Source organism: Chryseobacterium kimseyorum (genome assembly GCF_025971945.1).
Lineage (GTDB): Bacteria > Bacteroidota > Bacteroidia > Flavobacteriales > Weeksellaceae > Chryseobacterium > Chryseobacterium kimseyorum.
This window is the reverse complement of the sequence record NZ_JAPDHW010000006.1, coordinates 36,782-52,184: the sequence shown is the minus strand read 5'-3', so window position 1 is coordinate 52,184 and position 15,403 is coordinate 36,782. Positions and strand designations below refer to the sequence as shown.

Below are 15,403 nucleotides of genomic sequence, written 5' to 3'. Positions count from 1 at the left end.
AATGCGAAGAAAAACCATTTTCGCCGGACTGATTGTTTTGTCGGCATTCTCACTCTCCTATTCCCAGTCGAAACACTGGCAGAATAATGAGCGCGAACTGCATTACAAAGAAGATAAAGGCGATTTTTTACTGGTCAACGGTAAGTACAGATTCAACCGTGCTTTGTATGGTGATAACCGTGCTTCGAGAGTTGAGGCGGGAGATTTGCCTGAATTTGCACTGTATCTTCCGGGAATGGGCGGGAATCTTCAGTTCGTTATTCAGAAAGGAAATTCGATTAAGAAATTAATTCAGGCTGATAAAATTGAAACACGTTACCGACCGGGAACGATGTTGTATGAAATCAAAGACCCAATTCTTGGAACAGGAACTTTAAAACTGACCGTTCTGGCACAGGCTAAAGAAGAAGGTATGGTTTTAAAAATGGAAACCGTCAATGTAGATTCTTCAACAAAAATCTATGCTGTTTACGGCGGTGCGAGCGGAACGACTTTCAGCAGAAACGGCGACATCGGTGCAGACCCGGAATCCGGATTTTACCTGTTGCCTGAATATTGTTTGAACAATAAGTTTCGTCTCAACAAAAATCAGTTTCAACTCAATTATTTAAATAAGAAAAAAGAAACTCAAACCGTTTATGGAAGTTTTTCGAATGTTAATTCTTTACAGCAAACTGATGCTGAGACTTTGGAAAAACTGGCTGAATTTACTCAAAATAAAACAGACAAATCTCCGATAGTTTACGCTTCGTATTCTTCACAAAAACAACCGGTTTACATTCAGGTTGCCAAAGGAAAATCGGATAAAACTTTTTCGGATGAAGATTTGAAAAACATCTTTAATGAAGCGGATAAAACCCGTTTAACATTAACTAGCAGAATTCAGCTAAAAACTCCGGATGCGGATTTAAATAACTTTGGAGCCAATTTAGCCGTTGCAGCGGATGGAATTTGGGAAAGTCCAACCTTCCTTCACGGCGCCGTTGCCTGGAGAATGCGGTTGAATGCGTGGCGTGGTGCTTACACAGCCGATGCGTTGAACTGGCACGACAGAGCGAAAGAACATTTTGAAAGTTATGCCAATTCGCAGGTTTTAAAACCCGATTTTGCACCTGTCGAAATGGACACGATGCGTCATCTTGCCCGACACGAGGAAAAAATGGGAACTTCTGTTTTTTCGAGCGGATACATTTCCAGAAATCCGAATGACAATACAAAACCACACCATTACGATATGAATCTGGTGTTTTTTGACCAGATGTTTTCGCATTTCAATTACACCGGCGACAAAGAATTCCTGAAAAAAATGTGGCCGACAATGGTTCGCCATATAGATTGGGAAAAACGGAATTTCAAACGTGGTGATTTGTATGATGCGTATGCTGCAATTTGGGCGAGTGATGCCCTGCAATATTCGGGTGGAAAAGTGACGCACACTTCGGCCTATAATTACAGAGCCAACCGTGAAATGGCAAAACTGGCGAAAATAATTGGCGAAAATCCTCAGCCTTACGAACAGGAAGCTGATGCGATTTTAAAAGCAATGAAAAATCAGCTTTGGATAAAAGACAAAGGTTATTTTGCTGAATATAAAGATGCTTTGGGCAATCAGATTATTCACGACAAACCGGGAATCTGGTCAATTTATCACGTTTCTGATGCGTTTATTCTAAATGAATTTGAAGATTATCAAAACTTACAGTACATCAATCATCACACACCGAAAATTCCGATTACGGTAAAAGGTGCGGATAATAAAGACTATTTTACTTTAGCAACAACAAGTTGGCAACCATACGATTGGTCGATTAACAATGTGGCTTTGGCGGAAAATTTACAGACCGCTTTGGCGTATTGGCAAGCCGGAAGAACAGAAGATGCATATCAACTTTGGAAGGGAAATCTGGTGGAGTCGATGTATTACGGCATCAGTCCGGGGAATTTTGAACAGCTTTCTCATTATGATGCATTCCGTGGAGAATTGTACCGTGATTTTGCCGACCCGATTGGTGTGGCATCAAGAACTTTGACGGAAGGACTTTTCGGAGTTTATCCGAATTTGCTGGAGAATAAAATCAGCATCAAACCCGGTTTCCCGAAAGATTGGAATTCTGCCGAGCTGAAACTTCCGGATTGGGATTATCAGTTTACCAGAACTTCGAAGAAAACCGAGTATTTATTTAAATCAAAATATCAGAATCCGGTGGCGTTGGAAATGCAAATTCCTGTGAATTATTCCAACATCAAATCGGTAAAAGTGAATGGTAAAAAAGTGGATTGGAAGATTAAACCCAATTCGATTTCACAACCATTTGTTCAGTTTGAAACTCCGAAAGGAAAAGATTTTAAAATTGAAATCAATTATTCCGGAGAAGAACTGAATAATGAACAAACCGATTACGTCAATTATATTTCAGAAAATCTTCAGTTAAATTTTGATTTAAAAAAGAAAATTAAAAATATCTACGACCCACAAGGATTAATTAAAAATTCCCCTCCTCTGGAGGGGTGGATTCGACCGAAGGGAGAAGACGGGGTGGTTAACCAGGCAATCACACTAGATAATAAGGAAAGAAAAGGAACTTTCTTCATTCAGGTCGAGCAAAACGGAACAACCTGGTGGCAACCGGTGAATGTTGACATTCGTTTTCCTCTGGAGACAAAGTGGGTGAATAAACAACTTCAGATTCAATCAAAATCATCCAGTCCAATTAGTGGAAAACTGACTGTTAATGGTTTAAACAAAACTTTTTCGATTCAAAAAAATCAAAATACAAATATTGAAATTCCGGCGAATGTTTTAAGCAAAGGAACCAATTCAATCGTTCTTGAGTACAACGGAATCAAACAGAATATTGAAATTACAGACTGGAAAATAGAAAACCAAGGTCAATTCAACAATATTTCTTTGGCGTCAAAATACAATGAAAAAGTAACCGAGATTTTCAATCAGAAATATCTTTCGCCAAGATTGGAAGTTCCGACTTTACAGCTTCCGTGGCAGGGAATCGGAAACTGGTGTTATCCGCTAATTACCACTCAAATCGATGACAACGGATTGATGAGCAAAAGAAAAAATGGCAAAGTTGAGTTTCTTGGAATTCCATTTTTAGTTGATAAAACGGATAAAAATATAGCGTTTGTAAGTCAGTGGGATAATTATTCTGACGCTCTTGAAATTCCAATTTCAGGGAAAGGAAAAAAAATCTATTTTCTGATGGCTGGAACTACGAATCCGATGCAGTCGCAGATTGTGAACGGAAAGATTACCGTTCAATACGTTGACGGTTCGACCACTGAATTGGAGCTGAAAAACCCGACGAACTGGTGGCCGATTGAGCAGGATTTGTTTGATGATAATTTCGCGTTTGAAATTCCGGATGATAAAATTCCGTATCGCGTAAAACTGAAAACGGGAGAATTGTACAAAGGCGGAACTTTGAGCAAATATTCGAGTATCAAAGGATTTACCGACCGTCAGGTGGATGGTGGTTCTGCCACAATTCTGGATTTGCCGATTGATGCGAGTAAAGAATTAAAATCAATAAAATTAACGGCCGTGAGCAATGATGTGGTGATTGGAATGATGAGTGCGACTGTTTTGAAATAGAAGAAAATGCCACGAATGCACGAATGATTTCTTAGGAAGAAAAACTTTTATTTGTGCATTCGTGAAAGATAATATAAAATAATGAAAAGGCTTTTAACCGCAAAAGCATCAAAAGAAATAATTGAAAAAAAGTGATTCAAAAGCTTGCAAAATGTTGAATCTAAATACTGTCATTTTGCTGACTTTTGAGTGTCTAGAAAAGATAAAAATCTTTTGTCTCTTTTGCGGTTAAAAACATCATCAACTAATAAAATTAATTGCGTAATGAAAAAATTTACAATATATCTAGGGATTTTCCTGATGGGATATTCTTCAGTGAATGCCCAGAAAATTGACCGGAAAAAGGTCGTTCAGCGACATAATATTGTCAACACAAAAGCCGATACGCTTTCCACTTTTACGGTTGGAAACGGAAAGTTTGCCTACACAGTTGACATCACCGGAATGCAGTCGTTTCCTGAATATTATAAAAACGGTGTTTCTCTCGGAACGCAGTCTGAGTGGGGCTGGAACAGTTTTCCGAACAAAGAAAATTATAAATTTGAGGAAACTTTAAAGCCCTACGATTTCAATAATGACGGTAGAAAAGCTTTGTACTCTGTTCAAATCAAAGAACCGGAAAGAAATAAAGGTGCTGTTGAATATTTCCGTGTGAACCAACACCGTTTGCAGTTAGGAAATATCGGGATTGAGCTGACGAAAAAAGATGGTCAGAAAGCAAAAATTTCAGATTTAACCAACATCAATCAGAAAATTGATTTGTGGACGGGAATTATTACAAGTGAATTTTCTCTGGAAGGAACGCCGGTAAAAGTATGGACGGCTTCTTTCCAAAATTCAGATAAAATCGGGGTGAAAATTGAATCTGATTTGGTAGCTAAAGACAAGCTTAAAGTTTTTGCCAAATATCCGCATCCGTCGGGACAGTTTTTGGATGACGCCGCATTTTATGGAAGAAAAAATGAACACACCACGAAAATTGTTTCTTCTCAGTCGACGCAGGGTTTGATTCAGCACAAATTACATAGCACGGATTATTATACTCAATTGAATTTTACGGAAGGAAAACTTCGTGAGGCCGGAAAACATTACTTTGTTTACGAGCCTTCTTCAAAAAACAAAACCGTTGAGTTGAGTGTTGAGTTTTCAGCTAAAAGTCCGAAATCAAACAGAACTTTATTCGCTGATGCTGAAAAAGAAAGTATTTCTGGCTGGAAAAAATTCTGGGAAAGCGGTGCTGCCGTTGATTTTGAAGGAAGTACAGACCCGAGAGCCAATGAGTTGGAAAGAAGAGTTGTTTTGTCAGAATATTTAACCAAAGTTCAGTGTGGTGGGAGCAATCCGCCTCAGGAAACAGGTTTGACCTTCAACAGTTGGTACGGAAAACCGCACACGGAAATGCATTGGTGGCACGGTGTTCACTTTGCACTTTGGGGAAGACCGGAGATTTTGGAAAAGCAACTGGATTATTATTTCAGGTCATTTGATAAAGCTAAAAAATTAGCAGAAAGACAAGGCTACAAAGGAGTTCGTTGGATTAAAATGTCGGATAACGAAGGAAACGAAAGTCCGTCTTCTGTTGCTGCATTTTTGATTTGGGAGCAACCGCACATTATTTATATGACCGAACTTTTGTACCGCAACAGCAAGGATAAAAAAGTTCTTGAAAAATATAAAGATTTGATTTTTGCAACGGCTGATTTTATGGCTGATTTTGCAACTTATGACAAAGAAAAAAACCGTTACAACTTGGGAAAAGGCGTAATTCCGGCTCAGGAAGTTTTCCCGGCGAAAGATACTTACAACCCTACTTACGAAGTGGCGTATTGGGATTGGTCGCTGAAAATCGCTCAAGAATGGAAAGTAAGATTGGGTCAGCCGAGAGATAAAAAATGGGATGATGTGATTAATAAACTGGCTCCGCTTCCGGTTCAGGATGGTGTTTATTTATCGACAGAATCGGCAAAAGATTCTTTCACATTTCCAAAATGGATGACCGACCACCCTGCGGTTTTGGGCGCATTGGGAATGGTTCCCGAATCTCCGAAACTGGATAAAAAAATAATGAAAAACACCCTAGATATCGTTTGGGAAAGATGGAACTGGGAACATACGTGGGGTTGGGATTTCCCAATGACCGCGATGAACGCAGCAAGACTTGGACTTCCAAATAAAGCTTTGGACGCTTTGTTTATGAACATTCAAACCAATACCTATCTGAAAAACGGACATAATTTCCAGGACAAGCGTCTTAGAATTTATCTTCCCGGAAACGGCGGTGTTTTGACAACCGTCGCGATGATGCTGGAAGGTTGGGACAGCTCTACCGGACAATATCCTGGTTTCCCGAAAGACGGAAGCTGGAAAATAAAAGCGGAAGGTTTTAAAAAGATGCCTTAAAAAATTTCACATTCATATAGTTTCTAAAGTCTGTTCCGAAAGGGCAGGCTTTTTTTGTTGGAGAGTTGGAAGGGTTAGAGAGTTGGAGGGTTGTGTGGTGGAAAATATTTTAAACTTTCAAGGTTTTGAAAATCCTGAAGGTGGAAATGGTAATTTTACATAATTTAAATCAGATGACTCTGAATTTTATAATCTACTGATAATTAACAGTTTTAGACTATCAGCATTATAAAAAACATTCATGAATCTGTTACTTCAAATTTTTGTATCTTGTTTTCAGCTATTAATCGCTTTTGATTTTAGCTGTTTTTTAACTGAATTGCATTTCCTATCTGTAAAAAATCATGGCCGAAACATTAGAAATCAACATCAATGAAAACTCCAGAGTTCCGAAATACAAACAGATTGTAGATTCTATTCTGAACGGAATTGATGGAGGGCAAATAAAAATCGGAGAAAAAATTCCGTCAATCAATGAACTAAGCGAATCCTGCTTTCTCTCCCGGGACACTGTGGAAAAGGCTTACAAAGAGCTTCGCAAAAGACAAATCATTGAATCTGTAAAGGGTAAAGGTTATTATATTTCCCGCATCAATAAGAACGACATTATCAATATTTTCTTTCTGATCAACAAGCCGAGTACCTATAAAATGATGATTTACAATTATTTCGTCAATGCAATCGGTACCAAAGGCAATGTGGAGATGTACATCTATCACTGCGACGAAACGCTTTTCATTAACGCGCTGAAGAAAAATCTTGGTGGATTTGACTATTATGTCGTGATGCCTCATTTCCGTGATGAACAGTCGAAACATACGAGTTCAACACAGGAAGTTTTAGATATTATCGAACAGATCCCAAAGAACAAACTTTTACTTTTAGACAATACAAAACCTAACATTTCAGGAGATTACGGATCAATTTTCCAGGATTTCGAGCATGATATTTATGATGCGCTGAAGGAAGGTTTAGATAAAATCAAAAAGTACGAAAAGATTATTTTGGTGTATCCTGACAAATCCATACATCCCTATCCTTTCCGTATTGTTCGCGGTTTTGAGCAGTTTTGCAGAGATTTTAAACTTGACTATGAAATTCTGGATGAAATTTATCCCGACATGGAATTGCAGGACAAAGATATTTTCATCACCATCCGTGAGCGTGATTTGGTGAATCTGGTGAAACAGATCCGTCAGAAAAATTTAAAACTGGGTGAAGACATCGGAATTATTTCCTACAACGAAACCCCTTTGAAAGAATTGCTGGGAATTACCGTAATTACGACTGATTTTAAGGCGATGGGTGAATCTGCTGCGTATATGATTTTAAAGAATAAAAAAGAGCAGGTGAATAATGTTTTTAAATTTATTCAGAGAGAATCGCTGTAGATGATTGATGATTGATATAAATTATAAATGAATGTCGATTGTTAATTATAACGCTAAGATCAGCAGTAATTTTGTCATTCTGTAGGAATCTCAACACACCAAAATAAAGCAGTTCAGATTCCTACGGAATGGCAGACAAACCGTTAAAAAACTAAGTTATAACTACTAAGGGACATTCACTATATTATACTTTAAAAGAATAATATTCTAATAATTATCGTAACAAATTAAAATCTTTAAAAAATATATCTAATTATTTATGATTAAAAAATTAATTTTCGCCCTGAGTTTTTTAGTGGCGATCACTGTTTTCGGACAGAAAAAAAATGATGTCCAATCTGTAACATATGCAGCAGAAAAACTGAGATCAGCAATGATCAGCGGTGAAAAACCAGCATTGGAATCGTTAATTGTGCCCGAACTAACTTACGGACATTCGGGAGGTCATATTGATGATGCCAAAGAATTTGTTGAAAAACTGGTCAGCAAAAAATCAGATTTTCTAACGATTGATATTACCAATCAAAACATACAGATCGTCGGCAATACTGCAATTGTCCGTCATCATTTTTATGCAACGACTGCGGATTTGGGAAAGGAACCTGGTGATGTGACTTTGGATATATTATTAGTCTGGACAAAGGTGAATAACGACTGGAAATTGTTGGCGAGACAGGCGGTGAAGTCGGAGAAGAAAAAGTAGATTATCTAGTTTGTAATTAATATAATTCGCGTAGGCATCTGTGCGAATTTTTTATTCATATCAATAAATTATTTACTGTTTAAATTTTATAGATTTGAGGATTGCTGAATTTTACCACATAAAACAATGAATTTAAAATATTTTCTTTTCGTCTCTTTCTTTACTATTTTAAGTTGTAGAACAAATGATGCTTTCTCATTAAAAAAGATGAGTAAACAAAAACGTCATCAATATATATCATCTAACCTTGAGTCCAAAAATGGCTCTGATTTAGGAAATCTCATATACCACATTAAGTTAGCGAAAGTGGATTTAAGACCTTACAATGAGATATTACTGAAAAAATTAAATGATGCGGTATTTCCTTATGATATATTTATTCTGTCTGATCTTTTAATTGAAAGAGAAAACAACAAAACAGAAGTTGAAAAAATATTAAGCTCTAAAATAAAAGTATGGGATTCTGGAACTTGGTCAGAAAAGTTTTGGGAGCTAATTAAAAATCATAATCTTAGTGTGGAAAAGCCTAAATATTATGATTTTGAAAATAGTAGTTCCAGTAAAAAATATAATGTTTCGGAATTTATAGAAACAAAGATTAATGGCAATGAAATTGGAAAGAACCCATTGTTAATGGTCAATTGGAATATTGTAAGTTATCAAAATGGAAAATTAATTGAAGCTCTGATTAAACTAGATATAAAACAAATTGATATTACTTCCAAAAATCAGTCAGTAAACTTATACGGAAAAAGTGGAATTGATGGACTTTTGAACGTCACAACAAATTGAAAAAACATTTGAATTTTCTTATCAAGTAGAGACGATAAACTTTTCAGACATTTTTGAGTTTTCCAACTATGAAGAAATGGAAAATTTTAGTCTATAAATTGATAAAACCCGAAAACTTTGCCTATTTATAAGACGCTAAACACTTGAGTGCCTCTATTGTGATTAAAAGCTAAAATTTAAGTTTTTTGCATTGCTAAATTATTTTTACTGTAAATAATACTTCGAAGCATCCACCGCCACAAAAACAAAATCCTTAGCCTCTCCATTCTCTTTTTCAGGAGTTATCTGCAAAATTTTATTTCCATCAGACTCGCCAATGTATTTGTACCCGCCGGTTCTTGGATTGTACCACCAACATTTTTTCTTCTTTCCACTAATCTTCGACAAATCGATCTGCATACTTCTTCCGGTGTAATTGTAGACGAGCAGATAATCTGCTCCGCGGGTAGCAATAAGTCTTTCGTAACGCTCACCCACTTCGCCTTTAATAATACTTTGATCCGGAATTCTTTCAAAGTACGGAAATTTCAACATCAGATTTTTTAAATACTGCATCTGCACAAAACCTGCGTCATTGAGACAGTCGTACCAAGCACGCTGAGCTCCGTATGCAGGCGACAGACCTGGCCTGTAAAACTGCATGATGGAATTGTGCCCGTACGTATGCCCAAAAGAACCGGCAAACACCGACCAATATGCATATCTTCTTACATCATGATCTTTCCATCGTGGTTCGCTGACATCGTGAAGTCCCTGTGGAATGTCTTCGTACGAAGGTTCGCCATCGATGATGGGTTTTAAAGGTTTCATCGAAAGTGCTTTTTCTGCATATCTCCAGTTGTCTTCTTCGGTAGCGGCGATTTTTTTCGATTCACCGTCGCCTTTCCGCTGTCCGTATCTTCTGTGACCGCTCTGGAACATATTGAAATCTAACCAACCGGCACTGTTAAACCAATCTGCTGAACTCGTAGCACCGAAAGGATGATAGGTCATCAAATGGTTTTTGTCAACCGCCTTAATGCTGGTGGCTAATGCTTCCCAGACTTCTGTTTTGATGTCGCCTCTCATATCGCCTCCGATAAACCAGATGATATTAGGCGAATCTTTATACCGTTCCGCTAAAAACTGTCCGTACTTTTTTGCCTGATCTACATCCATTTTTCCTGCTTTTACCAATCCGCCCCAGATACAGACCATGCCGATGTAAATTCCGTTTTTCTCGGCTGTTTTTACAATGTAATCCATGTGATCCCAATATCCATAAACTCCTTTTTGGTTGATATTGCTGAAATCAAAACCGTCAGTCATTGAAGGCTGCCCATATTTGTTATAAGCAGGTACGGCATTGATGGTTTGAACCTGAACGACATTAAATCCGTTTTTTGCACATTGACTCAGATAAAAATCTACTTCATCCCGATCGGTACGTTCCGGCAGAAGCCATCCGGTTTCTCCTAACCAGAAAAATGGTTTGCCGTTTTTGTGCTGCAAATATCTGTTGTTAGAGCTGACCTGCAGAGCTCCATTTGACCATGGCAATTCCTGTTTTTTGTTTTGAGAAAAGGTAAAAACTGAATAAATTATGAGGAGCAATATGAGGAATTTTTTCATGACAGTAATTTGGTTTTTAAATGATTTCGTTTTTGATTATCTTTTGTTTTCATGATGTGATTTTACCACTAAGAACACTAAGCATTTCACTATGAACACAGGGCTTGTGATCCTTGTGAAAAATCTTTGTGTTCCTTGTGGTAAAAAAATATGTACGCAATAATTTTTCAAACATTACACAAATTGTTTTAACGCAAAGATTATTTTTAATGTTGCATTTTTTTAGGGATGCAAAGGCAAATAAATTTGCTTCGCGAAGCTTGAAAACATTCTTTGAATATTGATTAAAAATAGTATTATAAAACAAAAAATACAATTCACCGAACTGTATTTTTTTTGCTATGATTATTCAAAATTTTTTATTTTAACGCAAAGTGCACAAAGAATTTTTAAATACTATCTGCTTTTAAGTTACACAAAGCCTTTTCACTCAGACAAACTCACTAAGCTTTTCATTCATTAAAAAATATGGACTTTTTTTTTATGAAAATTGATGGTTCGCATCCTGTAAAGTTGTAGTTAGATAAAATATCTTTTAATGAAAACGTAAAAACTTCCAACTTTCATCACTCAGCTTCCCGCTCAAACTACTTCACTCTAAACTTCTGCAATTCCTCTGGCGTATCACAGCAAACCTGCTCCATCACCTGTCTGAACTGCATTTTCAGCATTTCAATGATATGATCGCCACCTTTTTCACCTAAAGCTCCGACGGCATACATAAACGTTCTTCCCATAAAGGTAAATTCGGCACCACAGCTTAAAGCACGGGCAACATCCGGACCGGTTCTTACGCCGCTGTCCATCATGATTTTAATCTGACCTTTGTATTTTTCACTGATTTCCTTTACTACCGCAATCGTTGATTCTCCAGCATCCAACTGTCTTCCGCCATGATTGGAAATAATCATTCCGTCAAAACCTAAACGTACCGCTTCGGCTGCATCTTCATCGGAAGCCACACCTTTGATGACAAGCTTTCCTTTCCATTTATCGCGGATGGCTTTGATTCTGTCGGAATTTAATCTGCCGGAAAAAGTGGAATTCATGAACTGTCCCAATTGTTTCACATTCATGTTTTTATCCATGTATTTTTCCATTGTTTTAAAACTCGGAACGCCATGTTTTAAAATTTCAAGACACCATTCCGGTCTCGCCAACGCTTGCGAAACGTTTCTGAAATTCAGTTGCGGAGGCATTGCCAAACCGTTTCTAATTTCTTTTGCTCTGTAACCGAACGTAGGAACATCCGATAAAACGCACAGAACATCATAACCAGAAGCTTCACAACGGTCAAGAATATCGTCACGCAACCATTCTTCTCTTGGATGATAGAGTTGGTACCATGCTTTTCCTTCCGTTAATTCAGCAATTCTTTCGATACTGCTGGTCGTTACCGTACTTAAAATGAAAGGTATATTATGTTTAAAAGCTGCTTTTGCTAAAATTTCCGGAGCATTCGGCCACATCAAACCCTGCAGACCAACCGGAGAAATTCCGAACGGTGCGGAATATTTTACTCCGAACAGTTCCGTTTCCATATTGGCCTCTGTATAGTTGTTTATTAAATATTGCGGACGAAGGAGAACATCTCTCAATTCACTTGTATTTCTGTCGCGGTTGATATTTTCGTTACAGCCGCCGTCCAGATATTCGAAGGCGAATCGGGGCATTTTCTTTTTTGCTTTTTCGATCAGCAATTCGAGGGAAGCGTAGTTGGTATCAAATGGAAAGGACATAGTTTGTTGTTAAATGTTGGATGTTGGGTGATGGATGTTTTATGTTGATATTAAAAACTAAATTACTTTTTAATTACCGGCATCTGACTTCCAGCTTCCAACAAAATTTATAAATTAAGAATTAAAGGCTGAAGCACTTTCATCTGATAATGCTGCTGTAAAAAAGTTTCGTCTATTTTTTTGTTTGAAATCACCATCGAAGCTCCTAAAGCCGATCCCAATGGAGAGTGTGTTGACATCACATTATAATGCTGGAAATGGTGCGACATCAGTTTCATAAAGACATCGTTGTCTGTGAAACCTCCGTCAATGTAAATATTTTTTATTTCTGAATTTCCGATGGCGTTTGTGATCGTATGAATCTGCAGATCCATTAATTCAATCATTAGTTGGTGGTAGGCTTCTTCAAAGGTTGCGAATGAATTTAAATCTGTTGCAGTAATCATTTTACGTTTTAAAATAATCCCTTCAAAACGGAAATAAATGTTTTTATTTTTCATCAGACGCAGGTACAGATCCTGATCAAACTGCACTTCTCTGTGAAAACCATATTCTTTTCCATAGTACGCACACAGTTTTTCAACCTGAATTTTATACTCATTCCCCATGAAAAAACGGGATGCTTTCACGCGTTTACCGTCGATTCTCATGTAGTTCAGACAGTTGTTTTCGATATCTTCATCCGTTAAACTTTCATCGTTGAATGGATTTAAAGAAATACTCCACGTTCCTGTTGAAAGCAAGAGAAAAGGTTCTTTTTTACTTAAAATATAAGGTAACAGCGCGGAAGAACTGTCGTGAATTCCCACGCCTATTTTAATTTTTTTATTTCTGTAAGACGTGTTGATGCTTGCAGAAGTCGGAACAATTGGTCCTAACAAGGCATCGATTCCTTCATCGTAAACCCAGTCGTGATAATCTGCTTTGTCGTAATCCCACAAATTGGTATGACAGCCGATTGAGGTAAATTCCGAAACGCAAATTCCGGTGAATAAATAAGATAAATACTGCGGTAAATGAAGACTGTAACGGATTTTTTTGAAAACTTCCGGATGTTTGTATTTTAACCAGAATAATTGCAGTCCTGAGTTCAGCATTCCTGTTTGCGGAGATGCTGTTTCTCGGGCAATTTTCAGTTTGCTGCCGTGTTTTTCGTAAAATAAATCAAGAATATCCTGATCCATTGGTTTGGTGTAATTGTACAGAGGCGTCAGAACATTTCCTTTCTGATCGAGGTGCACAAAACTTGCTCCGTACGTAGAAAAATTAATGGCTTTTACTTCAAAATTTTCATCATCGAGAATGGCATTGAAATTATCTTTGATCCAGTTTTGCAATGCTGCCAAATCTTCTGTGGGATAACCATCTTCATCGGTGGTAAGGGGAAGTTCGGTATATTCACGCACAACTTCTTTGTAATTTTTATCAAATAAAAAAAACTTTTTGTTGGTTTTTCCAATATCAAATACGATGGTTACCTTTTTTTTGGACATTCTCGGGATAAATTTTTATTTAAACACAAATAGCACAAATAATTTCACAAACAGCACTAATTTGCTTTACATTTAATTTAAACGCAAAGTCCGCTAAGATTTTTTTTTGACAAGCTGATTTTTTTTAAGTTCGCAAAGGCGTTTCACTTAGCAAAGGCTTCAAAGATTTAAACTTTTTTTTGGTATCTTTAATTACTAAAAGATTTAAAACCATCAAGGAGTGTTTAGTGATTAGGAAAAATTAAGAAAAAAATCCACTGATTTCTTAAATAACGAAGCCTAGTCCTAATTTTCTAAACACTCTTTTCTCAACGGTAAATAAGGATACATATAATTAAACTTTCGATTGCACCTGAAAGTAATTATCAAATTAATACGGATCTTACAATCCGGTTGCTTTTGCCCAGCCTCTCTCAGAAATCAAGGTTTCTCTCACCTTTAAACTTCTGTAAGCAGTAATTGGGTCTAAAGCCGCGCCAGTCTGCAGTCTAGCCGCTTTCAACAACGGACGAACGTCTGTTCTGTACGCATTCTGCAAAATATCCTGAGCTGCGACAACGTCATTGTTCAGCTGTGCTTCTTTTAAAGCTTTCTGATCAACCAAAAGTGCCTGAGCATAAGCGATTAAGATGGCTTCCAAAGACTGTAATAAATCTTCCAGAGGATCTTTGATGTTGTGACTTGCGTCAATCATCCAAGCCGGATAAGGATTGTTTTTATTATTTTCCATTCCGTACACCAATTCATTGAAGATCAGGAATAAAGCATAAGGTTTGATAGAACCCACCGTCAAATCATCATCACCATATTTACTGTCATTGAAGTGGAAACCACCCAATTTACCTTTGTACATCAATGTTGCAACGATTTGCTCAATGTTGGTGTTTGGTAAATGATGACCCAAATCAACCAAAGTGAAAGCTCTGTCCCCGCAAGCATTTGCCAGCATGAAAGAAGTTCCCCAATCCTGAATGGTTGTTGAATAGAAATTCGGTTCGTATGGTTTGTATTCTATGAACAGTTTCCAGTCTTCCGGCATTCCTGCGTAGATTTCTTTTAAGCTTTTTTCAGTGTTTGATAAAGCAGTCTGGAAGTTTAACTGTCCTGGAAAACTTGCTCCGTCTGCCAACCAAACGGTCAAGCTTTTTGAATCTAATTCTTTTCCGATTCTGATTACTTCTTTGTTGTGTTCAACAGCATAAGCACGGGAATCTTCGTTTACCGAATTTAGAGAACCGAATTTATATGAATGTTTTGCATCCGGCTGATCCTGAAATGTGTTTGAATTCATCGCATCAAAGATCAAACCGTGAGATGCTGCGCTTTCTTTCAGAGCACTTACATCACTTGGAATATCCCATGGAATGTGTAGTGAAACGGCTCCTGCAGAATGAGTAAGTGCATGAAGCAATCCAACATCATCTAATTTCTGTTCTAAAACTGCCGGTTCGCCACCGTAAGAAAATCTTCCGAAACGGGTTCCGCCTGCACCTAAAGCCCAGCTTGGAATTGCCACCTGGAAATCAGCGATTTTGTTAACGATTTCAGCAACGTCTGAACCTGATTTTGTTAATTTATCTGATAAATATGCGAAGTCTGAATTGAAATTTTCAACTTCGTTTTTGTTGTGTTGTTCAATGATATCTTTTCCTATAATCATGATT

9 protein-coding genes are annotated in these 15,403 nt (G+C 37.3%); 5 read left to right on the top strand and 4 right to left on the bottom strand.

Annotated features, from left to right (window positions below):
* Nucleotide 1: 1 nt before the first annotated feature.
* The 5 genes from OMO38_RS09745 to OMO38_RS09725 all read left to right on the top strand — a co-directional run bounded on the left by OMO38_RS09745 (nt 2) and on the right by OMO38_RS09725 (nt 8,896).
* A complete protein-coding gene (locus tag OMO38_RS09745; RefSeq protein ID WP_264749991.1) occupies nt 2-3,610 on the top strand; it encodes a DUF4450 domain-containing protein in 3,609 nt (1,202 codons plus the stop codon).
* Nucleotides 3,611-3,874: 264 nt separating this feature from the next.
* Nucleotides 3,875-6,010: a hypothetical protein gene (locus OMO38_RS09740; protein WP_264749990.1), complete on the top strand. Its 2,136-nt coding sequence runs from the start codon at nt 3,875-3,877 to the stop codon at nt 6,008-6,010.
* A gap of 344 nt (nt 6,011-6,354) precedes the next feature.
* Nucleotides 6,355-7,401, top strand: a complete 1,047-nt coding sequence (locus tag OMO38_RS09735; protein ID WP_056076505.1) for a GntR family transcriptional regulator — start codon at nt 6,355-6,357, stop codon at nt 7,399-7,401.
* A 259-nt stretch (nt 7,402-7,660) separates the two neighbouring features.
* Nucleotides 7,661-8,104, top strand: coding sequence for a nuclear transport factor 2 family protein (locus tag OMO38_RS09730; protein ID WP_264749989.1), 444 nt, complete (start codon nt 7,661-7,663; stop codon nt 8,102-8,104).
* Nucleotides 8,105-8,311: 207 nt separating this feature from the next.
* Entirely contained in the window at nt 8,312-8,896 is a 585-nt protein-coding gene (locus tag OMO38_RS09725) for a hypothetical protein (RefSeq protein WP_264749988.1), read from the top strand.
* Nucleotides 8,897-9,100: 204 nt separating this feature from the next.
* On the opposite strand, the gene OMO38_RS09720 is transcribed toward OMO38_RS09725, so the two are convergent.
* From OMO38_RS09720 to OMO38_RS09705, 4 genes are all read right to left on the bottom strand, one after another.
* A complete protein-coding gene (locus tag OMO38_RS09720) occupies nt 9,101-10,507 on the bottom strand; it encodes a glycoside hydrolase family 140 protein (protein ID WP_264749987.1) in 1,407 nt (468 codons plus the stop codon).
* A 587-nt stretch (nt 10,508-11,094) separates the two neighbouring features.
* Nucleotides 11,095-12,246: an alpha-hydroxy acid oxidase gene (locus OMO38_RS09715; protein WP_264749986.1), complete on the bottom strand. Its 1,152-nt coding sequence runs from the start codon at nt 12,244-12,246 to the stop codon at nt 11,095-11,097.
* Nucleotides 12,247-12,353: 107 nt separating this feature from the next.
* Nucleotides 12,354-13,739, bottom strand: coding sequence for an FGGY-family carbohydrate kinase (locus OMO38_RS09710; protein WP_264749985.1), 1,386 nt, complete (start codon nt 13,737-13,739; stop codon nt 12,354-12,356).
* 382 nt (nt 13,740-14,121) lie between these two features.
* The gene (locus OMO38_RS09705; RefSeq protein ID WP_264749984.1) at nt 14,122-15,399 is read right to left on the bottom strand and encodes a TIM barrel protein; all 1,278 of its coding nucleotides are present in this window, start codon (nt 15,397-15,399) and stop codon (nt 14,122-14,124) included.
* Nucleotides 15,400-15,403: the final 4 nt, after the last annotated feature.

Coding starts and splice junctions, on each gene's coding strand:
- OMO38_RS09745 (WP_264749991.1), top strand. CDS start 2: ATGCGAAGAAAAACCATTTTCGCCGGACTGATTGTTTTGTCGGCATTC.
- OMO38_RS09740 (WP_264749990.1), top strand. CDS start 3,875: ATGAAAAAATTTACAATATATCTAGGGATTTTCCTGATGGGATATTCT.
- OMO38_RS09735 (WP_056076505.1), top strand. CDS start 6,355: ATGGCCGAAACATTAGAAATCAACATCAATGAAAACTCCAGAGTTCCG.
- OMO38_RS09730 (WP_264749989.1), top strand. CDS start 7,661: ATGATTAAAAAATTAATTTTCGCCCTGAGTTTTTTAGTGGCGATCACT.
- OMO38_RS09725 (WP_264749988.1), top strand. CDS start 8,312: ATGAGTAAACAAAAACGTCATCAATATATATCATCTAACCTTGAGTCC.
- OMO38_RS09720 (WP_264749987.1), bottom strand. CDS start 10,507: ATGAAAAAATTCCTCATATTGCTCCTCATAATTTATTCAGTTTTTACC.
- OMO38_RS09715 (WP_264749986.1), bottom strand. CDS start 12,246: ATGTCCTTTCCATTTGATACCAACTACGCTTCCCTCGAATTGCTGATC.
- OMO38_RS09710 (WP_264749985.1), bottom strand. CDS start 13,739: ATGTCCAAAAAAAAGGTAACCATCGTATTTGATATTGGAAAAACCAAC.
- OMO38_RS09705 (WP_264749984.1), bottom strand. CDS start 15,399: ATGATTATAGGAAAAGATATCATTGAACAACACAACAAAAACGAAGTT.